This window comes from Streptosporangium sp. H13245, from assembly GCF_055690525.1.
The window spans coordinates 463,282-489,887 of sequence record NZ_JBSZKT010000001.1; the positions used below are offsets into that span (position 1 = coordinate 463,282).

The following is a 26,606-nucleotide window of genomic DNA, read 5'->3' on the forward strand; positions in this document are numbered from 1 at the left end:
TTCCGCTGGTCAACATGTTTTTCGCACCCGGACGGCGCTTCTCGCCAGGGCGGCTCCGAGCCACCGTCCGTCTCGTCCACTCCGTAGGGGCTCACCTCAGAGAAGGCGTGGAGCAGGAGGAAGGTGCCTCCAGTTCCCCGGCGCGCATGTCCTCATACGCGGAACTCGTGAGCCAGGCGGCGGCCCAGTCCTCACCCAAGGGGAACAACGCCATGCGGCACCCCTGAGCGCCGGCCTTCTGAACGACATCGCTCAGCACGTGTTGCCGCCGTGGCCGTTGACGATGACCTATGCACTACAGTCGTCCGCCGTGGCCGAATCCCCCTCTTATCTGACCGCGACGGCGCACGCCTACGACGCCGTCGCCGACCTCTACGCCGACCTCGCCAGAAACTCGCTCGACCGCCTGCCATTGGATCGCGCGATACTCGCCGCGTTCGCCGAACTCGTACGGGCCGCCGGACCCCGGCCCGTCGCCGAGGCCGGATGCGGTCCCGGGTACATGACGGCACACCTGCGTAGCCTCGGGCTGGACGCCTTCGGCGTCGACCTGTCTCCCGCACTGATCGGCATCGCCCGCAGGGACTATCCCGACCTGCGTTTCGAGCTCGGTTCGATGGACGCCTTCGACGTGGCCGACGGCGAGCTGGGCGGCCTGCTCTCCTGGTACTCCGTCATCCACGTCCCACCAGCGGAGCTGCCACCGTACTTCGCCGAGTTCCGCCGGGTGCTGGCCCCGGGTGGTCACCTCCTGCTCGGCTTCTTCGAGGCCGAGGGCGGCCCGTTGCTGCGGTTCGACCACAAGGTCACACCGGCCTACCGGTGGCCGATCGACGACCTGGCCACCCTGGCCCGCGAGGAAGGATTCGTCGAGGTGGCGCGGATGTTGCGCGAGCCCCTGGAGGATGAACGATTCCGCCGAGGCCACCTGCTGATGCGCCGCGACCCCACCACAAGCGGCATGGACTGAACGATTCCCCAGAGCCGTCCCCACGGGCGAGCACAGCGTCGAGGTCAGCCCGCGATCCCCTGGCTCATCGTCCGCATCACGGCTCTCCAGCCCGCGGGCCGGGGCTGGGAGCCATGGTCCTCGAAGCGCTCGCTCAGGAAGGGCGACGACGCCCGGCATCGTCGACTCCTTCATGAGGGACCGGCGCAGCGGTCAAGACACCCTCGACCTGGCGGCGAAGGTGTTACGAGCACCGGGCCCCTTGGCCCGGAAGCCGCGGTTCAGCCGGTAGGAGTAGCTCGCGACCTTGCCATGAGTAGGCGAGTCCGTAGCGCGTAGCGACAGATCTGGTGTTGCCCTGTCCGTGAGTCCCCGTGATCTCCCCTGGCTCCCCGGCCTCACTGGCACGCGAATGGCACGACCTGAGAACTTCGCTCTCCTTGGCCTGATCCTCCGGTCTGCCTCGTCCCACCTGTTTGGCAACGCCTGTCGGTGAACCGGTATCGCTCTTGGGGCGTCCAATCGGTTGCGGAGTGTCGCCTGATCCTGTCCAGTAGTGACAGCCCCCTGTGGTTCTCCTACCCCTGGGGCCAGCAACGCGAGGGAGTGTCGTTGATGGATGTGGGTGAGATCGCGGCGGCGGTGGCGCTGATCGCAGGGACCGGCGCGGTGACCGGTCTGGGAGAAAAGGCAGCACTGACGCTGGTGGAAACCATTCGTGCGCGGATCCGTTCGGTATTCGGGGCGGATGCGCGGTCTGTGGATGCGCTGGAGCAGGCGCAGGAGCAGCCCGAGGATGACGGCAGGATCAAGGATCTGGCGGCGGCGCTGGCCTGGCATGCCCGGCGTGACCCGCGGTTCGCGGCCGAACTGACCGGATGGGCGGAAAAGCACGCACCGCAAGGGTCGGTAACCCAGCAAATGCTCGCCGGTCGCGACATCTACGCCGCCGGCCGGGATATGACCGTTCACCAGCGGCCCGCCTAACCCGGATATGGCCCCTCCTCCCCCCTTCCTCCCTGCCGAGTCAGCGGATGATCCGCCACCGCCGCAGGTCAGCCAAATCATCAGCTCCCTGCGGGATACCTACGCCGCCGCGCGTGACCTGTATGTGACCCAGGCGCCGCCCGTGCCCGTACGGCCTGAAGGTCCGGTGATATCGGCGGACATCCCGCGGGAGCCGAAGGCGTTTCAGCCCCGCCCGAGGTTGATGGAGGCGTTGCGGCAGGCGGCGGAATCGGGGCGGGTAGCGGTGATCTGCGCGTTGACCGGCGCGCGAGGGGTGGGCAAAACACAGATCGCAGCGGCGTACGCGCGGCACCGCGCGCAACAGGGGTGGGCGCTGGTCGCCTGGGTGTACGCCGAGACCAGCGATCAGTTGGTGGCCGGGTTGGACGCGGTCGCCGCCGATCTGGGTATCACCGTGGCCGGAGAGGACGCGGCGGCTGGGGCGCGCCGGTTGAAGAAGTGGCTGACCGGCCAGACCGAGCGGTGCCTGATCGTGCTGGACAACTTGAGCGATGCCGATCTGGTCACGACGTGGTTACCGCCGCTGGGAGCGGTACAGGTGGTGATCTCCAGTAACTACCGCAGCGTGGAGACGCTCGGAGCCGCGGTGCGGGTGGAGGTCTTCACCGGCACCGAAGCGTTGGCGTTCCTGCGCGAACGCGCCGATCGCCCGTGGCAGGCGGGCGATGAGGTACAGGCGCAAGCGCTTGCGGAGGAGGTGGATCATCTGCCGCTGGCGCTGGCCGCGGCGGCATATGTCATCAACCGGCAGGCGTTGGGTTACGACACCTATGTTGAGCGGTTGCGGTCGGTATCACTGGAGGAGGCGTTTCCGAAGGTTCCCGGTGACGGATACCCGACCGGTGCGGCGCGGGCGGTGCTGCTGGCATTGGCCGAGTTCGCCTCTGCTCGCGCTACCCGGATCGAGCGAGGTCTGCTGGAGCTGATGGCGGTGGTCTCGCCCGCGGGGGTGCCGCGCACCTGGCTGCATCGGGCTGCCGATGATCGGGATCTGCTGGGGGTCGTCACCGAGGATGGGGCGGTGCAGGTGGATGCGGCGATCGGGACGCTGGCCGATGCGTCGCTGCTGGTGCTGAGCCAGGATGGGGCGACGGTGAGCATGCACCGTTTCATCCAGCGCGTCGCACGCGACACCGTCCGCGAGGAACGCCGACTGGAGAACGTGATTGGTGCGGCAGCGGCGTGGGTGCAGGCGTGCGGGCCGCCGATACATCGGGTGGCGTGGGATCGGCTGGATCGTGAGTCGCTCATCGACCAAGCCGCGACCTTGCATCTACATGCCTGTTCCGTGGAATCCACCGGTTCTTCGTCATCGATCACAACGGTTTTGGGCTTGCAGAACTGGGCGGGACAGTACTTGGAGGCCGCAGGCGATCTGGGGCGGGCCATCCCGCTGTACGAGCAAACTCTTGCCGACCGGACCCGGGTCCTGGGCGCCGATCACCTCGACACCTTGGCCAGTCGCAACAACCTCGCCGGCGCCTACCGAGCGGCGGGGGATCTGGGGCGGGCCATCCCGCTGTTGGAGCAGACCCTCACCGACTGCATCCGGGTCCTGGGCGCCGACCACATCGACACCCTGAGCAGTCGCAACAACCTCACCTACGCCTACGAGTCGGCGGGAGATCTGGGGCGGGCCATCTCGCTGTACGAGCAGACCCTCACCGACCGGACCCGAGTCCTGGGCGCTGATCACCCCCACACCCTGACCAGTCGCAACAACCTCGCCGGCGCCTACCAAACGGCAGGGAATCTGGGGCGAGCCATCCCGCTGTACGAGCAAACCCTCACCGACCGGACCCGGGTCCTGGGCGCCGACCACCCCGACACCCTGGGCAGTCGCAACAACCTCGCCTACGCCCACTATGAGGCGGGAAATCCGGGGCAGGCCATCCCGCTGTTCGAGCAAACCCTCACCGACCGGACCCGGATCCTGGGCACCGACCACCCCGACACCCTGGCCAGTCGCAACAACCTCGCCGGCGCCTACGAGTCGGCGGGAGATCTGGGGCGGGCCATCTCGCTGTACGAGCAGACCCTCACCGACCGGACCCGAGTCCTGGGCACCGACCACCCCCACACCCTGACCAGTCGCAACAACCTCGCCTACGCCTACCAAACCGCTGGGAACCTGGGGCGAGCCATCCCGCTGTACAAGCAAACCCTCACCGACCGGACCCGAGTCCTGGGCACCGACCACCCCGACACCCTGGGCAGTCGCAACAACCTCGCCTACGCCCACTATGAGGCGGGAAATCCGGGACAGGCCATCCCGCTGTTCGAGCAAACCCTCACCGACCGGACCCGGATCCTGGGCACCGACCACCCCGACACCTTGAACAGTCGCAACAACCTCGCCAGCGCCTACCAAGCGGCTGGGAACCTGGGGCGAGCCATCCCGCTGTTGAAGAAAACTCTCGCCGACCGGACCCGGATCTTGGGCACCGACCACCCCAACACCCTGATCAGTCGCAACAACCTCGCCGGTGCCTACTACGCGGCGGGGAATCTGGGGCGAGCCATTCCGCTGTTGAAACAGACCCTCACCGACCAGACCCGGATCTTGGGCGCTGATCACCTCAACACCCTGGCCAGTCGCAACAACCTCGCCAGCGCCTACCGAGCGGCGGGGAATCTGGGACGGGCCATCCCGCTGTACGAGCAAACCCTCACCGATTACATCCGGATCCTAGGACCGACGCATCCTCTCACAGAGGCCGTACGAGGGAGCCTCGATACCGCCCGAGGCATTCGGTAAGCCGTGACTGAGAAACGAAGCCGCGGGCCGTCGATCGCCCCCGGCCATCAACGGCGAAGTGCCACAGTCAGACGATCGTGAGAGCGAAAGCAGTGCGACGGCGCGGCGCCGCTTAATACCTACAGGAACAATTCGGCAGTGCCTCGTGTCTCGCCCAGTTCAGGGTTTCGTGAAGAGGTCGAGCACCTCGCTGAAACCGATGGTGAGGCTTTCAAGCAGAGCCTTGCCTTTTTCGGCGGTGGCCAGGGAGGGGCGGCCGATGACTCCGCTGTCCGTGTAAGCCTGCATGCCCTTGGTCAGGAGATGGCGGCGGTCGTCGGCGATCCGGTCGGCGGACTGGTAGCCGGGGCGGATCACCTCGGGGCAGGCATGCAGCAGCAAGGAGGTCTCCAGCTCTCCGGCGTGCATGTCCTCGTGCGTGGAACTGGTGAGCCGGGCGGCGGCTCGGGCTTCGTTCCAGTCTTCGCGGGAGGGGAACAGCGCCATACGGCGCCCCTTGGCGTTGGCCTCTTGGACGACGTTGCTCAGGACGTAGTTGCCGCCGTGGCCGTTGACGACAACGAGGGCCGTAGGGCCGGAGCGGGTGACGGAGGCGTAGACGTCGGTGACGATCGCGTACAGGGTCCGCGCGGAGATGCTGACGGTTCCCGGCCAGGCGCTGTGCTCGTGCGAACAGGAGATCGTCACCGGCGGAAGCAGCAGGACGGGGTGTGCGTCGGCGATCCGGCGGGCTATCAGAGTGGCCACGATGGTGTCGGTGCTGAGCGGCAGATGGTCACCGTGCTGTTCGAAGCTGCCGACGGGGAGAATCGCGACCTGGGCGTCCCGGTCTCGTTCCTCGGTGGTGGTCGCGGTGGGCAGCAGGGTGGTCACCGGTCTCCTTGTGGCTGAGGTGCTCTCAGGGAGAAGGACTCCGAGAGGATGTCGAGCCTGGTGAGCAAGTCTGCCACGGAGCGGTCGGCCGCCCATTGGGCAAGGTGAGCGCGTAGTGCTGTGAGCTGGGCGGTGACGCGGCTGGAGCGAAGGGCCCGCATGCGGGAGAGGGCGTCTTCGGTCACCGCGCAGGCGTGCTCTCGTTCGCCCGCGATGGCGTAGGCGGTCGCCATACGGGCCAGGAACAGGACGTGATCGCGTGCCTGGCTGGATTCGGGCCACTGGGAGCGACTGGCCTCGAATATCGGAATGGCTGCGGTGGCCTCGCTCAGCTGTACGCGGGTCGCGCCTGTCTCCATCAGTCGTTGTGGTGAGCTTCGCGAGCGGGAGCCGCTTCCGGTTCCCGGCCCGAGTGGGTGCGCTCCGCAGTGATCGAGCTGACGGGCTGCCTGAGTCCCCACGTGCCCACACCGCAGGGTGGTCACACGCGGCTGGTCTGGCTGACCCCTGACCGGGGAACGGCGCGCCTGCGGGTGATCACCTGGACCTGCCACTGCCGGGCCACCCTGTACGAGCTGTGCCAGGCCGGAGGACAGGGCTTCATCCGGCGCACGCTGCAGTTGGACGGCAGTCCGGAAGTACACGAGACCTATCGATGGCCGATCCGGCAGGCCAGCGATATATGGAGGGCGTTGCTCTCCGGGGAGGCCCGGTAGGCGGATGCGGCGGCGTGGTCGATCTTGGTCTTCCGTGTCGCCGCATCACGGGTCGGCGCCTGACTACAACTGTGACGCCCCTAAAGATCAAAAAGGCCCTCTCCCAAACCTCGGGAGAGGGCCTCTGATCTGCGGAGGCTCGGGGATTTGAACCCCGGATGGGCGGTAAACCCAAACCGCATTAGCAGTGCGGCGCCATAGACCTGACTAGGCGAAGCCTCCTGGTGGCCGTTCGGCTCAGCACAGAGTACCGGCCATCAGGCGAGGCGGCAAAGCGGTTAAGGATCGCGTCGCGGGCAAGAGTTGGGGAAGAGTTATCCACAAGTGGTGGATAACTCTTCCCGCCCCTGTGGACAAACTGGGGAGTCCGCAGCTGAGCGTGGCGTAAATCCTGTGGATTCCCAGTTCGCGAGACGCTACATCTCACCAAGTGAACACCATTGAGGCCCCTCACCGTCCGGCGAGACGGGAGAGACCTCGGGTGGTCACGGAGATCAGGCGGCCGGGTTGGCCTCGCCCTCGATCTCAATCTTGATCTTCTTGCCGACCAGGACGCCGCCGGTCTCCAGCGCCTGGTTCCAGGTCAGGCCGAACTCCTCGCGGTCGATCTCGGCCTTGATCGAGTAGCCCCAGACGTCCTGGCCCCACGGGTTGGTGCCCGCGCCGCCGTACTCGACGGTGAGCTCGACCTGCTTGGTGACGTCACGGATGGTGAGGTCGCCGACGAGGGTGAACTCGTCACCGGAGTGGCCGAGAACGCGGGTGCTGCGGAAGGTCAGCTCGGGGAACTTCTCGGCGGAGAGGAAGTCGTCGCTGCGCAGGTGGCCGTCGCGGTCGGGAGCGCCGGTGGTGATGCTCGCGGCCTTGATCGAGAGCTGCGCGGAGGAGTCCAGGGGGTTCTCGGCGATGGTGACGGTGCCGGCGAACTCGTTGAAGTGACCGCGAACCTTGCTCACCATCATGTGCTTGACGACGAAGCCGATCTGGGTGTGGGCGACATCCAGAGCGTAGGTGCCCGGGGCGGGGATCTGAAGATTCTCCCAGGTCCGAGTGGTCATTTTCTGCTCCCGAAGAGATGCTTGCTGAGTGGATGCTTGCGTCAACAGATTTCTACACGAGGAATATTCCTCTCGTCAACTACTGTCGGGTAGGGTAGGCGCGTGAACCACTTTGACGACCCCCGGCTGACGGCGATGGGCCTCCTCGCCGAGGTCTACACCGGCATCGCGGCGAAGGCGCACGAGTCCTTCGCGGCAGCGGGGCTCTCAGAGATCGACTTCGAGACGTTGATCAGACTGGCGCGCTCGCCCCAGGGGCGGCTGCGCATGAGCGACCTGGCGGCGCAGACGGGCCTGTCCACGAGCGGGACGACCCGGGTCGTCGACCGGCTGGAGCGCGAGGGGCTGGTCACGAGACAGGCGTGCCCCACCGACCGGCGGGCCTCCTACGCGGCCATCACCGAGACCGGCACCGACCGGCTCGACGGCGTCCTCCCTCGGCACCTGGTCGACATCGAGACCTGGTTCACCGGGCTTCTCCCCCCCGCCGAGCTCAACACCTTCCTCGGCACCCTCAGAACCATCCGCGACGCCGTACGACCGTGCGCCACCGCGGGAGCGGAGGACTTCCGGCCCGAGGAGGCCGCGCTCATCCCGTCCGAGTAAGTCCAATTAACACTTCCACCCCGATCCCGTACGGGATCCACGGGAAGTCCCTTAGACGTCCGTGGAAGATCCGTCCCTCGCGGGACCCGCGAACGTACGAAAGGCCGGAGAGGTCAGACCTGCGGTTCCAGGTGCCTCGGTTCGGAGGGGGTGAGGTCGCCCCGGAGTTTGGCCATCCCCCGGGAGACCGTGCTCTTGACCGTCCCGACGCTGATGCCCAGGGCCTTGGCGATCTCCGGCTCGGTCATGTCCTCGTAGTAGCGCAGGACGACGGCGGTCCGCATCCGGGTGGGCAGCCGGTCGAGGGCCTGCTCCACACGCTCGGGCAGGTGATCGCCACCCGCGGCGGCGGGCTCGGGGAGTTCACCCGACGGGTACTCCTCCAGCTTGCGCCGCCGCCACCAGGAGATGTTGATGTTGACCATCGCCCGGCGTACGTAGCCGTCCAGGGCGGTACGGTCCTGGATGCGGTCCCAGGCGAGGTAGGTCTTGACCAGCGCCGCCTGCAACAGGTCCTCGGCGTCGCTCGGATGCCCGGTGAGCCGGTAGGCGGCGCGCAGCAGCGCCGGGCCGCGAGCAACGACATACTCGCGGAACTCCTCGTCGGTCCCGCCGGCCACCGCGATCACCAGCCTGTGCTCCAGGTGCGTATGGTGGCCAGAATCGCAGCCAGAACCCATACTGCGGCTGAACCGAAATCTATATTTCATCCCATCAACGGTAAAGATCGGCTTCGATGGGCGTTGGAGCATGCAAGAAGTATTAGATAGCGGTTTGTCATCGGGTGGACACCAATGCGTTCTACCAGGGAGGGGAACTTTAGTACCTGGTTGGACACCTGCCGTGATTATTCGTGGAGCGGACAGCGGGATTCCGCGAAGCGTGTGACGCTGGCTGCGACACCTCGCAGAATTGGGGAGCGACGATGCCCTATCGCAGCGCCGATCGCCGCCGGGCGCTGGCGGCCGCCGCGCTTGGCCGGACCGTCCAGGAGCCGGGCCCCCTCCCCACCGAAGGTGAGTCCTTCCACGCGGTCAGCGGCACGATCCTCGACGTCAGTCCGCATCTGATCGTCATCGACACCCCGGACGGCGACGAGGAGCGGCTCGTCATCGCCCCGTGGGCGACCGCGTGGCGCGGGGAGGCCGTCAGCCCCGCCGACCTCCCCCACGGGTCCAACGTGATCATCAAGGCGCTGCGGTCCGGCCGGGTCGTAGACCGGATCTGGGCGGACATCACCAGGATCACCGGGGTGATCCAGTCGATCGGCACCGAGGGCAAGGACCACACCGTGGAGCTGTACTGCGGGCCGCACCGCGGGCGGCGCACGATCGTCATCCCCTACCGCTCCTCCGGGCGGCTGCGGGTCAGGCATCCGCAGTTCGAACCCGGCTACCTGTTCGACGCCATCGGGGTCCGCGAGGACGGTACGGCGCGGGCGCGGCTCCCCGCGACCTCGCAGCCGCCCTACCGATGGACGGCCGTGCCACCGCCGCCCCCCGGCTACGTCGGCGTGCAGTCGCGGATCTCGGGCACGGCCACGTGGTCGGACACCTTCGACGACGGGGAGCAGGGGGTCGCCTACCCCATGCTGGAACGGGCCGACACGGCCTGTGACGACACCGGGGTGTCCTGCGCCGGGTTGCCATACCTGGCGCTGGGGTCGATGCTCAACGTGCGCAACGTGTGCGCCGGACGCACCTCGGTCCTGCCGATCGTGGCGTGCGGCTGCCTGGCCGGCCGGTTCTGCGACCGGTGCCTGGAGTGCGGCACCTCCCCGCGCGGCCGGATTCTGGAACTGTCACCGAGTTCCTTCGTGGAACTCGGCGGAGACCTGACCACCGGGTGCTTCAACGCCCGGCTTGGAATGGGGTGACACGGATGCTGATGATGATCGCCGCCGCGCAGTTGCCGGTCGTGTTCCTGCTGCTGGCAGCGGGCACGGTCGCGAAGATCGGAACGGTCACGCGCGAGATCGAGCCGGGCATGCTGAGCAAGCTGGGCCCGGCCGTGCTGGTGCCCGAGCGCTGGCGCGCGTCCGCGATGCTGGGCTGCGCGCTCGGGGAGTTGTTCCTGGCGAGCGGGCTGCTGCTGACCGGCCATCCGTTCTTCCGGTGGGGAATCGCCGGATTCTTCGCGGTCTCCACCTACGTCCTGTGGGAGCTGCGGCGCCGCCGCCCGGACGCCGGCTGCGGCTGCTTCGGCGATGTCAGCGCGCTCCCGGTGGGACGGCGGTCGCTGGGCCGCACCATGGTGCTGACGGCCATGGCCCTGGGGCTGGTCTGGACTCCGGCGGTCCCCGGCTGGGAGGCGATAGCGGGTCTGACGTGGACACACGCGTCGGCCACGCTCGCGGGGCTGCTGCTGCTCGCCACGCTCTCGCCGGAGATCGAGGAGACGATCGCGAGGCTTCGCTACCGGGCGCCCTGCGAGCAGCGCCGCCTCGACCCGGCCACCGCGCTCGGACGGCTGCGGTCGAGCGCGGTCTGGCGCTCGCACACGGGACTGCTGTCGAGCAAGGAGCCGGTCGACAGCTGGCGGGAGCTGTGCTGGCGGTTCTTCGTCTATCCGGGGAACAGCCTCGCGGGCGCCCCCGTCGACGTGGTCTTCGCGGTCTATCTGAGCGGGCGGCACCCGGCGGTGCGAGTCGCCGTGGTCGGCTCGGACGGGCAGCCGGTGGAGACGGAGTCTCTGCCGGAATCTCTGCCGATATCGGCTGGACGCTAGAGAGCCCTAGATTTCCCTAGGGCAGCACGATTGAGCTCTATATGGCTCTCTAGCTTCCCCACTAGAGAGCCATATAGAGGACTAGGGGCCCTCCCGTACTATATCGAACAAGTGTTCAGTCAGACCGGTTGTGCGCGCAGGAACTTTCCGAAGTGCGGCACGGTGAACGCGATCAGCCCGCGTTCCGCGCTGTAGATCAGGCCCTTCTTGATGAGGCTGTCGCGGGCCGGGGAGAGACTCGACGGCTTGCGGCCGAGCCCCTCGGCCACCTCGGCGGTAGCGACGGGCTCGTCGCCGATGGCGGCCATGGCGTGCATGTAGTCGCGCTCGGCGGGAGTGGCCCGCTCGTAGCGGCTGCCGAAGAAGCCGACCGCGAGCTCCTCCTCGGCCTCCGGCGCGGAGACCCTGATGTCGTCGGCGGTGATCGGGCTGCGCAGCGCCAGGTCCCAGGCGACCTTGCCGTACGCCTGGACGAAGTAGGGGTAGCCGTCGGCGGCCACGTAGAGGGCGTCGAGGGCGTCCTGGGTGAACTCCACGCCTTCGCTCTCGGCCGGGGCGATGAGCGCCAGGTCGGCCGCCTCGCGGTCGAGGCGGTCGATCCTGGCGTAGCGGAAGAGCCGCTCGGAGTAACTCTTGCTGGCCGACAGCACGCTGGGCAGGTGCGGCAGCCCGGCACCGACCACGATCAGCGGGCCGCCGCTCTGGGAGAGCTCGTGGCAGGCCGCGCAGAGCGCCGAGACGTCGGGGGCCTGCACGTCCTGCATCTCGTCGATGAACAGCGCGATGCCGACCCCCAGGTCGGTGGCGACCGCGGCGGCGTCGACGAACAGCTCGGTGAGGTCGATCTCCAGGTCTCCCGAGTCGGCGCGCCCCCGGCCCGCGGGCACGTCGATCGCGGGCGACCAGTGTGAGGTGCCCTTGGCGGCCGAGGGGTCGCGCATCGCGAACGCCTTGAGCACGCCGAGGAACTCCTCGATGCGCTCGGGCGCCCGATGCCTCGGGGCCAGCTCCCTGACCGCCATGTGCAGGGCGGCGGCCACCGGCCGCCGGATCGACTGGTCGGGCCTGGCCTCGATCTTGCCGGTGCCCCACAGCCGTTGCATGGCCATCGACTTGAAGGTGTTGAGCAGGACGGTCTTGCCCACGCCGCGCAGCCCGGTGACCACCATGCTGCGCTCGGGGCGCCCTCGGGCCACCCGCTCAAGAACTATCTCGAACTGCTGCAGCTCGCGGTCGCGACCGGCGAGCTCGGGGGGGCGCTGTCCGGCACCGGGAGCGTAGGGATTGCGCACGGGGTCCACGCTCTCGGACTTTATGACGGGATATAGCGGCCGGCTTAGAATTCCGTAGAAAGTGCTACGGCGTGTCGCGCCGCGCTCCACCGGCGGGCGAGGGAGCGGGGGGCGTGCCGTCGGCGGCACCGCGAGCATCGCCATGACACACCTCTCACCTGCGAGAACGTCAGCCCGAACCCGTGTTCGATCCCGTGCCCATGACTGTAGCGCGGGTTCGAACACAGGCGCGATACGTTTCGATGAAAAGCCTCCCCAAGGAATGTGGGCCACCGCCCCAAGCAACCATGAACCCGGTCGTAAGCCGCACAGGACGTACGGGGTCAGTACGGGGTCACAAGCAGGGGCGTACGAGGGTTCGATCCCGGGCGGCCAAGCTCATACGGGGCCCAGTCCCGGACGGCCAAGCCCATACGGGGCTCAGTCCCGGAGAACTAAGCTCACACCGGAACTCAGTCCCGGACGGCCAAGCTCATACCGGGACTCAATCTCGGACGGTCAAGCTCACACCGACGCTCAGTCCCGGACGGTCAGGCCCATCGAGCGTGCGGTGCCCGCGACGATCTTCTCCGCCTGGTCGAGGTCGGCGGTGTTGAGGTCGGGCAGCTTGGTCCTGGCGACCTCCCGCAACTGCGCGCGGGTGATCGTGCCCGCCGCCTGGTGCCCGGGGCGGGAGCCGCCCCGGTCCAGGCCGATCGCCCGGCGGATCAGCGAGGCCGTGGTGGGCATCTTGATCGCCAGTTCGAACGAGCGGTCCTCGAACACGGTGACGACGACGGGGACGACGAACCCCCGCCGGTCCTGGGTGGCCGCGTTGTACTGGCGGCAGAACTCCATGAGGTTCAGGCCCAGCGGGCCCAGGTCCTTGCCCACGGTGGCGGGACCGGCCTCACCTGCCGGGAGCTGGAGTTTGGCGATCCGGCTGACCTTTTTCTTCGACATGCCCGCCAAGCTAAAGTCTCCCGTTACTGGAGGCTCAACGGAATAATCGGGGTCATGAGCTACACGATCGGACAGCTCGCCAGACTCTCCGGGTTGCCGGTGAAGACGATCCGCTTCTACTCCGACATCGGGGTGCTCCCCGAGCGTGGCCGCACCCGGAGCGGCTACCGCCTCTACGGCGACGAGGACCGCGGGCGGCTGGAGCTCGTCAGGACGCTGCGCGAGATCGGCGTCGACCTGGCGACCATCAGATCGCTCGGCGACCGCGACCTGGGCGAGGTGCTCTCCCTGCACCTCCGTACGGTGGAGACGCAGATCAGGGCGCTGCAGCGGACCCGGGCGGTGCTCAGGGCCACGCTGGAGCGGGACGAACCGTCCGACGACGACCTGCGCCGCCTCAACACCCTCGGGCGGCTCGGCGTGGCGGAGACGGCCGCGCTGGTGAACGAGTTCGTCGACGACGTCGCCGGTGAGAACGCCGCCAGGCAGGAGTGGCTCGGCGGCCTGCGCGCGGCCATGGTGCCCGACCTGCCCGACGAGCCGGGCATCGAGCAGCTCGACGCCTGGCTGGAGCTGACCGAGCTACTCGCCGACGACGACTTCCGCGCCTCCCTGCGCGGGATGAGCGGCGACTTCTGGGAGAACGCCACCGAGATCGACCTGGCGGCCTGGCACGAGGCCAACACGCTGGTCACGGAGATGGCGCTGGCCGCGCTGCGGGACGGCGTGGCCCCGGAGTCGGAGGCTGCCGCGCCCGTCGTGGCCGGGATCCTCGCGGCCCTGGCCGGGGCGCAGAGGCGCACCCCGGAGTCGATCGTCCGGGACTACGCCGAGCACGACCCGCGCGCCGGGCGATACTGGGAGCTGGTGGCCGTGGTCAACGGCACGCCCTGGCCACCGGAACCCGTGATCGCCCACGAGTGGATCGCCGCGGCGACCGCCTCCCACCTCGGATAGTCGATCACTTACAATGGCTTTTTGTCGCTTTTGTCCGTTTTTTCTGAGGGGGCGGCACGTGTCAGGCTCCAAACCCATGATCCGTACGCGGGCCGTGCTCGCGACGGCCGTCGGCTGCCTGGCGGTGGCCTCGTGCGGCGCGGCCACCTCCCGGCCAGTCCCGGCCGCGCCTCCGGTCACCTCCGCGCCGATCTCCGCGCCCTCGCCCGACCCCGAGGTGGCGGCCCCGGAGCCGACCGTCGTGACCCCGGCGACCGGCTCGCCCACGGCGTCGCCGACCCCGACGGGCCCGCCGAAGTTCTCCGCGAAGGTCTCCCGGGTCGCCCGTGAACGGCTCAAATACTCGTGGCGGCCCGGATGCCCGGTCCCGGTCGGCGACCTGCGGCTGATCACGATGACCTACTGGGGCTTCGACGACAAGCCGCACACCGGCGAGCTGGTCGTGCACGAGAACGCCGCCGACGACATCGTCTCTGTCTTCCACCGCCTGTACGACTGGCGCTGGCCGATCTACAAAATGCGGCTCGTCGACGTCTACAAGGCCGACGACTTCGCCTCGATCGACGCCGACAACACCTCGGCCTTCAACTGCCGCCCCGCGGAGGGGTCGAGCAGCTGGTCCAAGCACGCCTACGGCCTGGCCGTCGACATCAACCCGCGTGAGAACCCGTACGTGTACGCCAACGGCACGGGGTCCCACAAGAACGCCCGCAGGTTCTTCGAGCGCCCCGTACGGGCTCCCGGGGTGATCAACCCGGGCGACCGCGTGGTCAGGGCCTTCCAGCAGAAGGGCTGGGAGTGGGGCGGCTACTGGTCCGGCATCAAGGACTACCAGCACTTCTCGAAGGGCGGGAACTGAGGCCGGGGGAAGCGCCCGCCCGGCGACGGGACCGATTCGGGTTCAGCCGTACTTCGGGCTCAGCCGTACTTCGGGCTCAGCCGTACGCCGGTGAGACGTCGGCGGGCTGGAACAGGTCCCAGCGGTTGCCGTACAGGTCGTGGAAGACCGCGACCCTGCCGTAGGGCTCGCCGCGCGGGGCCTCCTCGAAGACGACGCCCGCCGACAGCAGGCGCTCGTAGTCGCGGGCGAAGTCGTCGGTGTGCAGGAACAGGCCGACCCTGCCGCCGGTCTGGTCGCCGACCCGGGCCTCCTGCTCGGGACCGTCGGCGCGGGCGAGCAGCAGCGCCGTCTCCCGGGCACCGCGCGGGCGGACGGTCACCCAGCGCCTGCCGTCGCCCAGCGGCGTGTCCTCCAGGAGTTCGAAGCCGAGGGTGTTGAGGTAGAAGCCGAGAGCCTCGTCGTAGTCACGCACGACGAGAGTGGTGAGGCCGAGATAGGACCCCACGGGCGGTCCCGGCCTGCTCAGGGGCCGTCCCCCCGAAGGCAGATCGGTGCGGGCGGTCTCCTGAAGCCTGGTGATCGTCAGGACGACCCGGGCGACGAGCAGGCCCGCGACGATCGGCAGCGGGACACAGGCGGCCAGGGCGACGTTCTCCAGGACGGTCATGTCCGCGTTCCCCAGAGCCACGGACGCCACCTCCGCCGCCGTCCACAGCAGCCACACCGGCCACCACGCCCAGACCAGCCCCCAGCGGCGTCCCCGGTAGAGGTCGGTTCCCGGTCGCAGCCCGCCGGGCCTGGAGGTGGTCAGGATGTCGTCGACGATCCCCTTGGGGACGAACAGGTTGGCGATGGGAGTGAACCACCCGAACACCACGTACGGCGCGGCGTATCTGTGGGGGACCCCGGGAGAGATCGCGTACGCGTTGCCCCGGGCGCGGAACAGCCAGCACACGAAGGCGATGCCCGCCATCAGGTGGATGACCCAGAAGAGGAGGACGACCGGGGAGAGGAGCAGCGCGTACACGGCGTCCCACTCGTAGACCGTCCGCCACGACCAGCTCTCCCGGTAGACGAGCCGCATCGCCGAGGTGCCCGCGGAGACGACGGAGGTCAGCGCGACCAGGGTGAGGGCGACGGTCGCGAACGTACGGATCGGCTGCAGGAAGCGAACGGGCGCGAAAAGCGCGCTCGGGAACACGCTCGGGTACATGGGAGTCCTTCGGCGAGGATCAAGGTGATCAGTATGCCGGATCGGGACATGACGCCATGAACGCTTTTCCACCTGCCGGTTTCCCCTCCGATCCCGATGAGCGGGGGGGCGGAGGGTACTCGACCGGGTCCTGGGACATCATGGGTTCATGGCGGCCAGGGACGGGGACGGGTGGGCCCGGTGTGATCTCGGGCACCGGCACTGGGGGGTGCACGGCGCGGCCGGTCTGCTCGCCGTCCACCACGGCGCCGTGGACGGGCCCCGCGTCCTGATGCAGAAGCGTGCCGTGTGGAGCCATCACGGCGGTACCTGGGGGTTGCCGGGCGGCGCCCGCGACAGCCACGAGGACACGATCGAGACCGCCCTGCGCGAGTCCTTCGAGGAGGCCGCGCTGGACGGCACCGGCCTGCGGGTCCAGGGCGTCTACCGCGACGACCACGGCGGCTGGTCCTTCGAGACCGTGATCGCCGAGGCCTCCGAGCTGCTGCGCGCCGTTCCCGCCAACGCCGAGAGCGACGACCTGCGCTGGGTTCCCGCCGAGGAGATCACCGCCAGGGACCTCCACCCCGGCTTCGCCGCGACCTGGCCGGTCGTCGGCCTCGCGCTCGCCCCCTCCCTCGTCGTCCTCGACGTCGCCAACATCGTGGGCGCCCGCGCAGAGCACGGCTGGTGGAGGGATCGCGCGGGGGCGGCGGCCAAGGTGCTCGCCGAGGTCGGCGCGCGTGCCGCCGACGGCCGGTGGACCGCGCCCGACCGTACCCCGGCGCTGGCGCGCTGGTTCCCCCGGCTGGCCGCGGTCGTCGAGGGCGCCGCCCGCGACACCGCCCCCGTGCCCGGCGTCTCCGTGATCGCCGCGCCGGGGAGCGGGGACGACGCCGTCGTCCAGGCCGTACGGGAGGCCCGCCCCTGGGAGCGCGTCCTGGTCGTCACCGCCGACCGGGAGCTGCGCGAGCGGGTCAGGGAGCTGGGTGCCGAGGTCACCGGGCCCCGGTGGCTGCTGGCACGGTTGTGACGTTCGTACGACCGTGTGGGCGCCGGGGTCAGGCGCGGGACGGCTCAGGTTCCAGGATCGGCACCGGTTTCAGGCTCCGGGTGGCCCGGTGGAACAGCCAGTAGCTCGCCGCGGCGACGACGACGAAGAGCAGCCTGGCCGGCCGGGGGATGTCCAGGATGAGCAGGCCGTCGCTGAGCGAGTGGAGCATGGCCGCCGTGACGAAGGCGACGACGATGGGGAGGGTGAAGACGGCGCGGCCCCGGACCTCCCAGACGCCGAAGGCCACCGCGCAGACCAGGCCGGTCCAGACGAGGTGGCTGAAAGGGGTGCTGAGACCACGTAGCAGGAGGACCGTGCCCGCGCCCACGGCGCCGTCGTGGTTGGCGATGCTCTTCCAGGCGTAGGCCATCGACTCCATGATCGCGAATCCGGTCGCGCAGGCCAGGCCGAGCGCGACCCCGGCGGCCTTGGTGAGGTGGCGGCCGGTGAGCGCGACCGCGAGGGGCGGGACGAGTTTCGCGGGTTCCTCGATCCATCCGACCCGCAGGATCGAGTTGCTGTTCTTCTCGGAGATGAGGAGCGCGTCGAAGTAGCCGCCGAGCAGGAGCGCGACACCCCCGCCGAACAGGAACATGCCCGCCAGCGTCATGGCCGGCACGCTGGTGGCGATGTGGATACGGTCGTGGATGGCGAGCAGGAGCGCGATGGGCCCGGCCGCGGCCCCGTAGAAGAAGGCCGCGGGCAGGACGGCCTGGTTACCGGCCGCCTGCATCATGGCGATGAGCGAGAAGGACAGAACGATCAGGGCGATCCACGCCTTGAACCATCGATGCCGATAGAAGCGCAAATGGTCTCGCATGGTAAGTAATTTCCCAGCACATATGCCCTAGATTCGAGGGAAATGTCCATATTTATCTAAATATGGACTCCGCGACGATCACGGCGCCGATGACCATGAACACCACGGGCACCAGCCACGCGCCCGTCCGCTCCACCAGGGCGATGACCTTCTCGTGCGACCCGAGCCAGGAGGCCGCCGCGCACCAGACCGCGACGAGCACCGCGAACACGACCACCGTGACGGCACTGGACGCCGGTCCGATCGTGCGGAACAGCGGGGTGTAGACGGAGATGTTGTCGGCCCCGTTCGCGATGGTCACCCCCGCGATCGAGAGCACGCCCGAGGCGACCCGGGGCGCCTCGTCGCCGCCGTCCCTCCCGGCCCTCCCGGCTTTGACCAGTCCCCACACCCCCATGCCGAACGGCACCAGGCCGAGCAGCCCCACCCAGCGGTCCGGTACCACGGCGAGCCCGAGGGCCGCCGCGGCCGAGACGGCCACCAGTGCGGCGATGCCCGCGTACTGGCCCGCGACGATCCGCCAGGGCCGGGGAACACCCCCCGCCCTGGATGCCAGGAAGAGAACCGTCAGAATGATGATGTCGTCCACGTTGGTACCGGCGAAGACGGCGGCGGCCGTACCGATCGTTTGAATCACGCGCGCATTATGTCGGCTCCCCTGCCAGGGGTGCGATGAGCGTGGTCAGCTGAGAGCTACGGGCGTTATGATCACTTTCATCCGCTCTTGCCAGTCCCCCGGAGACCGCACGTGGGCTATCCGCCGCAGTACGGCCAGCCGCCGCGGGGCGAGACGAGACGGGGACTGGTCGTGATAGTCATCATGGTCGTCGGCTTGGCCATCGGGACCGTCATCACCGTTCTCACGGTGCTCAACCCGCCCTCGTCGCCGCCGAGCACGGCCCCGACACCCGGCGGCGAGCACTCGGAGGTCTCGGTCCGCCAGGCCGTCCAACCGGCGCTCGACGCCTACGGCAGCGGGTCGTACGGCGACTTCTGGGACCTGTGGACCACCGAGGCGCAGGGGCTGATCGCACGGGAGGAGTACGTGAGGCTGTTCGAGATCTGCCCCCCGCTCCTGACGAACTCCCCGCTCACCATCGCCACCGTCACGATCACCGGCGACAGTGCCACGGTCGAGGCGACCCGGCTCGGCGACGCGACGGACTTCGACTTCGCCTTCGAGAGCGGTACGTGGCGGTACGAGCCGTCGCCCGAGGAGCGGCTAACGTACCAGATGCCGGTCGACCAGATCGCCGAGCAGCGGCGGGGCCTGGGAGTCTGCGGCGCGGTCACCCCCACTCCCACCCCCGGCGCGCCAACCCCCACCGTCCCCGCGGTCCCCACGAACCCCGCCGATCCTTCTGTCCCCGCGGTTCCCACGAACCCCGCCGATCCTTCCGTTCCCGCCGGTCCCACGGGCCCCGGTGTCCCCTCCGATCCCGCCGCCCAGCCGTCGGGGTTCCTGTAGTAATGACCTTTAGCGTAGAAGTGCTGCCATAATCCACAATTCACAGCTACTGTCGAACGCATGGCCCACTCCATGTCAGCATGGCGAGACGGCACGGGATCGGAAAAACCATCATCGAATGATCATGATGGCGCCAGGCAAGAGTCGGATTCGGTTCCGCTGTGGCTGGCACACCTCCAGCTCGGAGAAGGACAAAAGGCAATCAGCGCACCGGCTTCCGACACAGCTATCACCATAGAGCTGGATAAAGCGGATTATGAGGCGCTTTCCCGTAAGGCACGACTGACCGGAAACCGCGTCGCCGATGTGATCCACGCGGCCGTCCAGCGAGAGATCGGCAACAAACCCCACGTGATTACCCTGATGCACCGCTGGAACCTGCATCGCGAAGACCTCGACACGGCGGCCGACTCCCTCGGGGTCGACCAGCTCTCCGAGGCGGAGTGGGGCCAGATCGGCATTCGCCCTTTCCGGAGGCGCTGAACCATGCTTCCCGGTCGAGTGCTCGACGTGAGCGCCCTGGTCGACATCGCGGTGGCGAAGACCGAATACTCCCGAAGCATCGCGGCCATGTGTCTCTTCCGTGGCGGCGGGATATGCGTTCCGGCGACCAGCCTCGCGGCCGTCCTGTCCATCTCCCCGATCTCAACCCAGGTGGAGCTGTTCGAGCTCGTCACGACACCCGGTGTGAAGATCGACGACTTCACCCACGGAAAGGTGGGGGACATCGCGGAGATCCTCGACGGATCGCGCGACATCACGGCGGGACACGTCATCTGGTGTGCCCGCGCCACCAAATGGCCCATCCTCACCGATCGCGGGGCGGAGCTCGTCCAGTACGACCAGAACATCGGGATCGACCCGCTGCCGTAGCGAGGGGTGGCGGGTGGTGCCCCTCGACCGGCCGGACCGGCGCTGCGGCCGGGGACGCGCCACCGCTGCCACCCGGCGAGAACCCGCGTCCGGTTCGCTCCCGGCGGCCTCCACCGCCGACCGCGAGGACCCGGGCCCCGCGCCCATACCTTTTCAGCTGAAAATGATGCCAAATATCGTCACACGTACGATCGATTTTCGGGGCTGAGGCTTTCACACTGGGAGGGTGACATTCCAGATGAGACGCATCAAGCTAGACATTCCTGACGGACCAGAATATGACCAGGTGCGCGATATGCACGGTCACGCGGTCACGGTGTTCGCGTCCACGGAGATCAACGGCGAACGTTCCCTGAAAATCGGCAGCCGGACTTTGCTGCTGAGGAAGGTGGGCGTGGACGAGGACGAAGAGGGACCGCTGGACGTCTACCGGGCCGAATCCATTTCGGAACCCTCGTACTGAGGATCCGTCTCTCGAACTGAGGGTTCGTCTCTCGTACTGAGGGTTCGTCCCCGCTTGTCCCCGTGCCCCGGCGTCCCCGCGCCGGTGTGCCCGCCTCCGGACGTCTCCGGACCTCTCCTCCGGACCTCTACGACGGCGGTGCCCGGCCCCGGATCCGTGGCCCGCCGTGGGGACGTCCTGGAGTAATACCGCGGAGACAGGCCGTGGGGTGTCCCGTGCGAAGTACGCGTGGAATACGCCGTTCCAACCGGGGAACTCGTGGGGGAAACGTGCACGCCCGTCCGGCGCAAGCCCGTCCAGCACGAGGAGCTCCGACCCGATGCGCATCACCTTCGCCACCGAAGCGGCACCCGGCAGGCAGAACACGGACACCACGGCAACCCCGTACAGCCCAGACACCGTGAACAGCACGGACAGCACGGACAACGAAGTCAGGGACGACAACGCCGACAACGAGGACTTCTTCGGGGCGACCCCGGACGCCTTCGTTCTCCTCGACGGCGCGGGGACCCCGGAGGGAGCGGAGACCGGGTGCGTTCACGGCGTCGGCTGGTACGTGCGTTCCCTGGGCTCGACCCTCCTCGCGGGCATGACGCAGGACACGGGAACGCTGACGGAGATACTCGCGAACGGCATAAAGGCCGTCGCCTCCCTCCACGACTTCGTCTGTGACCTCACCCATCCCGGATCGCCGTCCGCCACGGTGGTCATGGTCCGCCGCGCGGCGGGCAACCTGGACTTCCTCGTCCTGGCGGACTCCGTCCTCATCCTGGACGTGGCCGGTCAGGCGGAGCCGACGGTCGTCTGTGACGACCGGGTGGATCGGGTCGGCAGGGCACACCGGTCGACCATGGACGGCCTCGCCAACGGAAGCGCCGAGCACGTCACCGCGCGCCGGGAGTACGTGGAGACCATGCGGGACCACCGCAACCGTGAGGGCGGTTTCTGGATCGCGGCCGTCGACCCGCTCACCGCCGAGCGGTCGCTCACCGGCACACTCCCCGCCGACCGGGTACGGGCGGTCGCCCTGCTCAGCGACGGGGCCTCCCGGCTCGTCGACCTGTTCGGGCTGGCCACCTGGCGCGAGGCCCTCGACACCCTCGAACGGTCCGGACCCGGTGAGCTGATCCGTCAGGTCCGCGAGGCGGAGCACACCGATTCCGACGGCTCCCGATGGCCCCGGGCGAAAACGTACGACGACGCGACGGCCGCCCACTGCCTGTTCGGCTGACCCCTGCCCGTCATGACCTTCACCTGGACGGCGACGGGACTCCCTTCGCGGTCAGGTGCCCCCGGGGAACGAGGTCCGGCGAGCCTGTTTCGCCGAGATCTCCCGGAGGGCGAGGGCCCAGGGGTAGTCCTCGCGGCTTCCGTTCCCGGCATCGGCCAGGCCGGGCTCGGAGGGGCTGGGCAGGATGCGGACGCCTTCGGCCCGGAGGCTCTCGACACTCCGGCGGAACGGTACGCGCGTGGCGAGAGCGTCGTTGACGAAGGGCAGGACGACCACGGGGATGCCGAGGCCGGGGGCTTCGGCGAGGAGGCCAAGGGCGTAGGTGTCGGCGATGCCCTGGGCGAACTTGTTGACGGTGTTGTACGTGGCGGGGGCGACGATGATCGCGTCGGCTCTGGGGGGCTTGGGTTCGTCCGGTTTGCGGTATCGGCTGCGGACGGGGCGTCCGGTTTGTCGTTCCAGGGCGGGGACGTCGATGAAGTCCAGCGCGGACGGGGTGGCGACGACCTGGACGATCCAGCCCTCATCCCGGGCGAGGGCGACGAGACGGCCGACGTCCCGGGCGGCACCGGCCGCGCACACGATGACCTGGAGAAGCCGTCCGGACTCGGTCACGCGATCACTCCCAGGTACGTGGTGAATTCAAGGGGGTTCGAAAGCTCCCGCCAGATCAGCGGGCTCTTTCCGCGAGGAAATCCTTCGCGGCCTGCGACGCCTTGGCGGGAGATCCGGCGTCGAACGGCGGTCGCGGGTCGTACTCGATGGCGAGCTGGATCGCCTCCGCCACGGTCTGACCGGCGATGCGCGCCGCCAGGGTGAGCGCCATGTCGATGCCGGAGGACACCCCGGCGGCGGTCACGACCTTCCCCTGGAACACCACGCGCTCGGCCGTGTACGTGGCCCCGAACGACTCCAGCACGTCGACCGCGCCCCAGTGGGTCGTCGCCGAGAGCCCCGCGAGCAGTCCCGCGGCCCCCAGCAGCAACGATCCGGTGCACACCGAGGTCGTCCACGTACTTCCCCCGTCCATCCGGCGGATCCAGCCGAGCAGCGCGTCGTCGTCGAGCAGTGCCCGGCTCCCCGGGCCTCCCGGCACGAGCAGCACGTCACAGGAGTCGACGTCGGCGAACGCCGCGCTCGCGGTGAGAACCAGGGACCCGGCGTCGTTCCGTACCGGCCCGGCCTCGGCGGCCGCGAACACGACATCGGCACCCGGCAGGAACCTGAGCACCTCGTACGGGCCGACCGCGTCAAGCGCGGTGAACCGGTCGAACAGCGCAATGACGATACGCATGGTGATTCCCCCAGCGGCGAGATGCCTCACGCTTCGGAAGACACCTTGACGGACGTGACGGACAGTGGAGACTTGTGCGGTGGTCAAAACACTACGTCCCCAGAACTACAACGAGGCGATCTACGTCGGGCACTTCTTCCGTACGGGCGTGCCCGTGGTGATGGACCTCAACGGGCTGACGGACGACGAGGCGAAACAGTTCGTCGACTTCGCCGCCGGCCTGGTGTTCGGCAGGGGCGGGGACATGGACCGCCTGTCGCCCAAGGTGTTCCTGCTGATGCCCTACGGGCTGGGCAATCGAGTGCCGCCGCTCGAAGAGGCGCCGCGGGGCGGGTGACGTGGCGACGCTGTCTCGATGAGAAACCACCGGACTCCCCTCGTACGGTGTCCGGCTCACACGGTGAACGGGTGCCGGGGAACCGTTGGTCGTTTGCTCCGCTTCCGCTGAACGGGCCAGGGCTCTGGATGCCCAATGCTCGGCCAGATGGTTGGCTGTCAAAAGTGTGGAGTAATTCAAGGGCTCAATAGGGGTTTGTGTCGCTGAAAGCACGCCCTTTACTGAGCTGCATCCCTGAATTCCGCATTTTTCACCAGAACGGAGCAATCGTGTCTGGACCTCTTACCGGCAAAGTCGCACTGGTCACCGGCGGATCGCGTGGCATCGGCTTCGCCACCGCCCAGGCCCTCGCCGAGGCCGGTGCCGATGTCGCCATCAGCTACGCCGGTTCGGCCGAGAGGGCTGAACGGGCCGCCAAAGATCTCCGGAGCACCGGGGTCCGCGCCTCCGCCTACCGCGCCGATCAGGGGGACAGCGTCCAGGTCGCCGCGCTGATCAATGACGTCGTCGCGGACTTCGGGCACCTTGACATCCTGGTGAACAACGCCGGAACCCCCGCGGGCGGTCTGATCGACGACCCCTCCAGCGACCACCACGCCCTGGACCGGCAGTTCGTCGTCAACGCGGGCGGGGTGCTGGCCACGATACGTGCCGCTGTCCCGATCCTGCGCGACGGCGGCCGCATCGTCACCGTCGGCTCGGTCCTGGTCGCCCGCGCCGGTTACCCGGGGGTCGCCGACTACGCCGCGGCCAAGGCCGCGGTCACCGCCTACAGCAAGGCCGCCGCCCGTGATCTGGCACCCCGCGGGATCACGGTCAACGTCGTCCAGCCCGGTTCCATCGAAACCGACATGAACCCCGCCGACGGCCCCTACTCCGACGCCCAGCGCGCGTTGAACGCCATGGGACGCTACGGCCGCCCCGAAGAGGTCGCCGCGGGTATCGCCTTCCTCGCCGGTCCCGGCGCCTCCTTCATCACCGGCGCCGTCCTGGACATCGACGGCGGCTACCTCGCCTGAGGCTCTCGCGGGACATTCCTGCCAAGGACATCGGGCACGGTCCGGGAGTCCGGAGAGGATCCTCTCCGGGCTCCCGGAGAGGATCCTCAAACCGCGCGGGCCCGGAGGATGGGCGGGCCGTACGGTGAGCATGACCGCAGGATCTCCGGGACGCCGTGAACGACGAACCGGCGAGCGGAGCGGGAGTCTCTCAGCCGAGGTCGTGCCACTGCCGGACCGCGTCCCGGTGCTCCTGTCGGCCGATCGCCACGAGGTTGGAGCGGTAGAGGCCGATCGCGCCGGGACTGTCGAGGTCGGCCCGCGTACACGGCCGCAGGACGTTGTCCAGCTCGTCCACCAGGAAGACCCAGGGATAGCGGGCGAAGACAAGGTCAAGCAGTTCGCCCGCGTCGCAGCCGCAGTTCGCCTGGAGGTCGGGGTGCAGCTCGAACAGCAGCGTCGGCAGGGCGGTCATGGCCTGGACCGCGCCTCTCAGCACGAAGCCCTCGTAGCCCTCGACATCAATCTTGATGATGTCGGGCGGGCCGAGGCGATGGTCGGCGAGATAGGCGTCGATCGACGTCATCGGCATGGTGATCGTGCCCGTGGGCGTCCCGACGTTCGCCGCCGCGGCCGAGTGCTTGCCGGACTGCTCGCCCGACAGATGCACCGTCAGCTCGCCGGGCGACGCCCCCACGGCCACCGGTTCCACGGTCACGCGTTCGGTCAGGTCATTGCGTTCCACGTTGCGTCGCAGGTAGGCGACGTTCTCCGGCACCGGCTCAAAGGCGATCAACCTGCCGTCCCGCGAAAGGTGCGCCCCGCCGGTGCAGGCGTAGACACCGATGTTCGCCCCGACATCGAGGATCGAATGACTGACCGAGGCCAGTCGTTCGAAGACGCCGACCTCGAACTCCTCGTAGTATCCCGCCGAGATCGAGGGCATGATCGTCGCGTCCCATACCGGGCCGGTCAGCACGACATCCCGGTAACGCACCTCGGCATCGCGGTTCCCGATGGTGACGCCCAACCGGAACACCGTGTGATAGAGCCGGTTGACCAGGGGAAAACGCCGGACACTACGGCCGCGCAGCAGTGTCCGGACCATCCGGCTCCTGTTCGCCGCCCTGGCCGCCCGCATCACCCCGATGGCGAGATCCTGCCGTAGCCGCTTCATCGATATGACCATGATGTGAAGTTTGACTTAATCACGCCTCGTACGGGCAAAAATCCACCAAGCACCGGTTCTCAGCACCGGAATGGGCTCACCGAAGATCGCCAAGCACGTTCCCCCGGAGCCGGGAGACCTTGTTCGAACCCACGAGACCGGCCACCTGGCCCAGCGGCCGTCACCGAAGGACGACAGAGACCCCGGATAGCGGAAGTCCCGCATGATCAGACCCATCGAAAAAGCCGCACGATCACCATGTACGCACAGCCTCCGAAATCATTCGGAGTCGTTCGTCCCGCGACTTTCCGGAACTCTGGACGCTCGGACCCGTCAGGCTCACTTCACAATCGCCTCTTCGAGGGCTCCCAGAAAGCTGACGGATCATCACCTGCGCGTACGGCGGCCTTGACAAGCGCGGATCAGTGGTCCCGTCACGCGCGGCAGACCCCCCTACACCCAAATGACGGGGAGATTCTCAATCGGCCGTGAGATTGGCTTCGGCAACCTGCTTGACGTACTGATTCCGGACCCGGATCAACTTGGGCATATAGTGGCGGAGAGCCAGCAATTCAGCGATCCTACCGAGAGGACCGAGAGGCGCGGCGAAGTCGATGACATCCCTCATTTCCGTACCGCCCCGGCCGTTGGGCTGAAAACGGTGAACGTGGTGCCAGTGCTTGAAAGGCCCGGACACCTGCTCATCGACGAAATAACCGGGGCGATCGTAGGCGCTGATCGTAGACGTCATTCGCCAATGGACACCGAAGTGTCGCGCCCGCCACGTAACGGTGTCACCCAGCTTCAAGCCACCGGCGGTCATACCCCCGACCGCTTTCTCAGAAGATTCCGCCATTGAGGCCGTGTGAACATCCACGTCCAACGAGATGTCGAAGACTCGTTCGGGTGGCGCCATAACATGCGTGACAATCTCAAACTTCGGCATGCGTCAAGCCTAAA

Annotated in this window: 29 protein-coding genes and 1 tRNA gene; 17 read left to right on the top strand and 13 right to left on the bottom strand. The window is 68.2% G+C overall.

The window, feature by feature from the left end; genetic code table 11:
* Window positions 1-310 precede the first annotated feature (310 nt).
* The 3 genes from ACW9TB_RS02205 (at window position 311) to ACW9TB_RS02215 (ending at window position 4,736) form a co-directional block, all read left to right on the top strand.
* On the top strand, window positions 311-970 hold the full coding sequence (locus ACW9TB_RS02205; RefSeq protein WP_472746197.1) for a class I SAM-dependent methyltransferase: 660 nt from the start codon (window positions 311-313) through the stop codon (window positions 968-970).
* A gap of 594 nt (window positions 971-1,564) precedes the next feature.
* On the top strand, window positions 1,565-1,936 hold the full coding sequence (locus ACW9TB_RS02210) for a hypothetical protein (RefSeq protein ID WP_472746198.1): 372 nt from the start codon (window positions 1,565-1,567) through the stop codon (window positions 1,934-1,936).
* A gap of 223 nt (window positions 1,937-2,159) precedes the next feature.
* Entirely contained in the window at window positions 2,160-4,736 is a 2,577-nt protein-coding gene (locus ACW9TB_RS02215) for a tetratricopeptide repeat protein (protein WP_472746199.1), read from the top strand.
* Window positions 4,737-4,895: 159 nt separating this feature from the next.
* On the opposite strand, the gene ACW9TB_RS02220 is transcribed toward ACW9TB_RS02215, so the two are convergent.
* Window positions 4,896-5,609, bottom strand: a complete 714-nt coding sequence (locus ACW9TB_RS02220) for a creatininase family protein (RefSeq protein ID WP_472746200.1) — start codon at window positions 5,607-5,609, stop codon at window positions 4,896-4,898.
* A gap of 428 nt (window positions 5,610-6,037) precedes the next feature.
* Here ACW9TB_RS02220 and ACW9TB_RS02225 point away from each other — a divergent pair, with 428 nt between their 5' ends.
* Window positions 6,038-6,325, top strand: coding sequence for a hypothetical protein (locus ACW9TB_RS02225; RefSeq protein ID WP_472746201.1), 288 nt, complete (start codon window positions 6,038-6,040; stop codon window positions 6,323-6,325).
* A gap of 132 nt (window positions 6,326-6,457) precedes the next feature.
* On the opposite strand, the gene ACW9TB_RS02230 is transcribed toward ACW9TB_RS02225, so the two are convergent.
* Both ACW9TB_RS02230 and ACW9TB_RS02235 read right to left on the bottom strand, forming a co-directional pair.
* Window positions 6,458-6,547 (bottom strand) — tRNA-Ser (locus ACW9TB_RS02230).
* 272 nt (window positions 6,548-6,819) lie between these two features.
* The gene (locus ACW9TB_RS02235; RefSeq protein ID WP_472746202.1) at window positions 6,820-7,383 is read right to left on the bottom strand and encodes a YceI family protein; all 564 of its coding nucleotides are present in this window, start codon (window positions 7,381-7,383) and stop codon (window positions 6,820-6,822) included.
* Between the two features lie 102 nt (window positions 7,384-7,485).
* On the opposite strand from ACW9TB_RS02235, the gene ACW9TB_RS02240 reads away from it, so the two are divergent.
* Entirely contained in the window at window positions 7,486-7,989 is a 504-nt protein-coding gene (locus ACW9TB_RS02240) for a MarR family winged helix-turn-helix transcriptional regulator (RefSeq protein WP_472746203.1), read from the top strand.
* A 113-nt stretch (window positions 7,990-8,102) separates the two neighbouring features.
* Here ACW9TB_RS02240 and ACW9TB_RS02245 read toward each other — a convergent pair whose 3' ends face one another.
* A complete protein-coding gene (locus tag ACW9TB_RS02245; RefSeq protein WP_472746526.1) occupies window positions 8,103-8,609 on the bottom strand; it encodes a SigE family RNA polymerase sigma factor in 507 nt (168 codons plus the stop codon).
* Between the two features lie 305 nt (window positions 8,610-8,914).
* Between ACW9TB_RS02245 and ACW9TB_RS02250 the strand changes: the two genes are divergently transcribed.
* Window positions 8,915-9,865 (top strand): hypothetical protein, encoded by a 951-nt coding sequence (locus ACW9TB_RS02250; protein ID WP_472746204.1) that lies wholly within the window; start codon window positions 8,915-8,917, stop codon window positions 9,863-9,865.
* Between the two features lie 5 nt (window positions 9,866-9,870).
* Window positions 9,871-10,716 carry a MauE/DoxX family redox-associated membrane protein gene (locus tag ACW9TB_RS02255; protein ID WP_472746205.1) on the top strand — a complete coding sequence of 282 codons (846 nt, stop codon included), beginning with the start codon at window positions 9,871-9,873 and terminating at the stop codon, window positions 10,714-10,716.
* A gap of 119 nt (window positions 10,717-10,835) precedes the next feature.
* Here the strand turns inward: ACW9TB_RS02255 and ACW9TB_RS02260 are convergent, their stop codons facing one another.
* Both ACW9TB_RS02260 and rplK read right to left on the bottom strand, forming a co-directional pair.
* On the bottom strand, window positions 10,836-12,008 hold the full coding sequence (locus ACW9TB_RS02260) for an AAA family ATPase (protein ID WP_436758247.1): 1,173 nt from the start codon (window positions 12,006-12,008) through the stop codon (window positions 10,836-10,838).
* Between the two features lie 516 nt (window positions 12,009-12,524).
* Entirely contained in the window at window positions 12,525-12,950 is a 426-nt protein-coding gene (rplK, locus tag ACW9TB_RS02265) for a 50S ribosomal protein L11 (protein ID WP_472746206.1), read from the bottom strand.
* A gap of 54 nt (window positions 12,951-13,004) precedes the next feature.
* Here rplK and ACW9TB_RS02270 point away from each other — a divergent pair, with 54 nt between their 5' ends.
* Together ACW9TB_RS02270 and ACW9TB_RS02275 are read left to right on the top strand one after the other, a co-directional pair.
* Window positions 13,005-13,907 (top strand): helix-turn-helix domain-containing protein, encoded by a 903-nt coding sequence (locus ACW9TB_RS02270; RefSeq protein WP_472746207.1) that lies wholly within the window; start codon window positions 13,005-13,007, stop codon window positions 13,905-13,907.
* Window positions 13,908-13,983: 76 nt separating this feature from the next.
* Entirely contained in the window at window positions 13,984-14,766 is a 783-nt protein-coding gene (locus ACW9TB_RS02275; protein ID WP_472746208.1) for a M15 family metallopeptidase, read from the top strand.
* A 76-nt stretch (window positions 14,767-14,842) separates the two neighbouring features.
* Here the strand turns inward: ACW9TB_RS02275 and ACW9TB_RS02280 are convergent, their stop codons facing one another.
* Complete coding sequence (locus ACW9TB_RS02280) at window positions 14,843-15,961, bottom strand: DUF4328 domain-containing protein (protein ID WP_472746209.1); 1,119 nt, start codon at window positions 15,959-15,961, stop codon at window positions 14,843-14,845.
* A gap of 148 nt (window positions 15,962-16,109) precedes the next feature.
* Between ACW9TB_RS02280 and ACW9TB_RS02285 the strand changes: the two genes are divergently transcribed.
* The gene (locus tag ACW9TB_RS02285) at window positions 16,110-16,973 is read left to right on the top strand and encodes an NUDIX hydrolase (RefSeq protein WP_472746210.1); all 864 of its coding nucleotides are present in this window, start codon (window positions 16,110-16,112) and stop codon (window positions 16,971-16,973) included.
* Between the two features lie 28 nt (window positions 16,974-17,001).
* Here ACW9TB_RS02285 and ACW9TB_RS02290 read toward each other — a convergent pair whose 3' ends face one another.
* Together ACW9TB_RS02290 and ACW9TB_RS02295 are read right to left on the bottom strand one after the other, a co-directional pair.
* On the bottom strand, window positions 17,002-17,814 hold the full coding sequence (locus tag ACW9TB_RS02290; RefSeq protein ID WP_472746211.1) for a PrsW family glutamic-type intramembrane protease: 813 nt from the start codon (window positions 17,812-17,814) through the stop codon (window positions 17,002-17,004).
* 52 nt (window positions 17,815-17,866) lie between these two features.
* A complete protein-coding gene (locus ACW9TB_RS02295) occupies window positions 17,867-18,451 on the bottom strand; it encodes a cadmium resistance transporter (RefSeq protein WP_472746212.1) in 585 nt (194 codons plus the stop codon).
* A gap of 171 nt (window positions 18,452-18,622) precedes the next feature.
* Between ACW9TB_RS02295 and ACW9TB_RS02300 the strand changes: the two genes are divergently transcribed.
* The 5 genes from ACW9TB_RS02300 (at window position 18,623) to ACW9TB_RS02320 (ending at window position 21,849) form a co-directional block, all read left to right on the top strand.
* Window positions 18,623-19,282 carry a hypothetical protein gene (locus tag ACW9TB_RS02300; RefSeq protein ID WP_472746213.1) on the top strand — a complete coding sequence of 220 codons (660 nt, stop codon included), beginning with the start codon at window positions 18,623-18,625 and terminating at the stop codon, window positions 19,280-19,282.
* A gap of 60 nt (window positions 19,283-19,342) precedes the next feature.
* Entirely contained in the window at window positions 19,343-19,765 is a 423-nt protein-coding gene (locus ACW9TB_RS02305) for a hypothetical protein (RefSeq protein WP_472746214.1), read from the top strand.
* Window positions 19,766-19,768: 3 nt separating this feature from the next.
* Complete coding sequence (locus ACW9TB_RS02310; RefSeq protein ID WP_472746215.1) at window positions 19,769-20,155, top strand: hypothetical protein; 387 nt, start codon at window positions 19,769-19,771, stop codon at window positions 20,153-20,155.
* A gap of 238 nt (window positions 20,156-20,393) precedes the next feature.
* Window positions 20,394-20,618, top strand: a complete 225-nt coding sequence (locus tag ACW9TB_RS02315; RefSeq protein WP_472746216.1) for a hypothetical protein — start codon at window positions 20,394-20,396, stop codon at window positions 20,616-20,618.
* 319 nt (window positions 20,619-20,937) lie between these two features.
* Window positions 20,938-21,849: a protein phosphatase 2C domain-containing protein gene (locus ACW9TB_RS02320; RefSeq protein ID WP_472746217.1), complete on the top strand. Its 912-nt coding sequence runs from the start codon at window positions 20,938-20,940 to the stop codon at window positions 21,847-21,849.
* A 51-nt stretch (window positions 21,850-21,900) separates the two neighbouring features.
* On the opposite strand, the gene ACW9TB_RS02325 is transcribed toward ACW9TB_RS02320, so the two are convergent.
* The gene (locus ACW9TB_RS02325) at window positions 21,901-22,464 is read right to left on the bottom strand and encodes a flavoprotein (protein WP_472746218.1); all 564 of its coding nucleotides are present in this window, start codon (window positions 22,462-22,464) and stop codon (window positions 21,901-21,903) included.
* A 55-nt stretch (window positions 22,465-22,519) separates the two neighbouring features.
* Window positions 22,520-23,143 carry a DJ-1/PfpI family protein gene (locus tag ACW9TB_RS02330; protein WP_472746219.1) on the bottom strand — a complete coding sequence of 208 codons (624 nt, stop codon included), beginning with the start codon at window positions 23,141-23,143 and terminating at the stop codon, window positions 22,520-22,522.
* Between the two features lie 79 nt (window positions 23,144-23,222).
* Here ACW9TB_RS02330 and ACW9TB_RS02335 point away from each other — a divergent pair, with 79 nt between their 5' ends.
* Both ACW9TB_RS02335 and ACW9TB_RS02340 read left to right on the top strand, forming a co-directional pair.
* Window positions 23,223-23,480: a cell division protein SepF gene (locus ACW9TB_RS02335; RefSeq protein ID WP_472746220.1), complete on the top strand. Its 258-nt coding sequence runs from the start codon at window positions 23,223-23,225 to the stop codon at window positions 23,478-23,480.
* Window positions 23,481-23,749: 269 nt separating this feature from the next.
* Window positions 23,750-24,499 carry an SDR family NAD(P)-dependent oxidoreductase gene (locus ACW9TB_RS02340; protein WP_472746221.1) on the top strand — a complete coding sequence of 250 codons (750 nt, stop codon included), beginning with the start codon at window positions 23,750-23,752 and terminating at the stop codon, window positions 24,497-24,499.
* Between the two features lie 190 nt (window positions 24,500-24,689).
* Here the strand turns inward: ACW9TB_RS02340 and ACW9TB_RS02345 are convergent, their stop codons facing one another.
* Window positions 24,690-25,655, bottom strand: coding sequence for an FkbM family methyltransferase (locus ACW9TB_RS02345; RefSeq protein ID WP_472746222.1), 966 nt, complete (start codon window positions 25,653-25,655; stop codon window positions 24,690-24,692).
* Between the two features lie 469 nt (window positions 25,656-26,124).
* Window positions 26,125-26,592: an SRPBCC family protein gene (locus ACW9TB_RS02350; protein WP_472746223.1), complete on the bottom strand. Its 468-nt coding sequence runs from the start codon at window positions 26,590-26,592 to the stop codon at window positions 26,125-26,127.
* Window positions 26,593-26,606 lie beyond the last annotated feature (14 nt).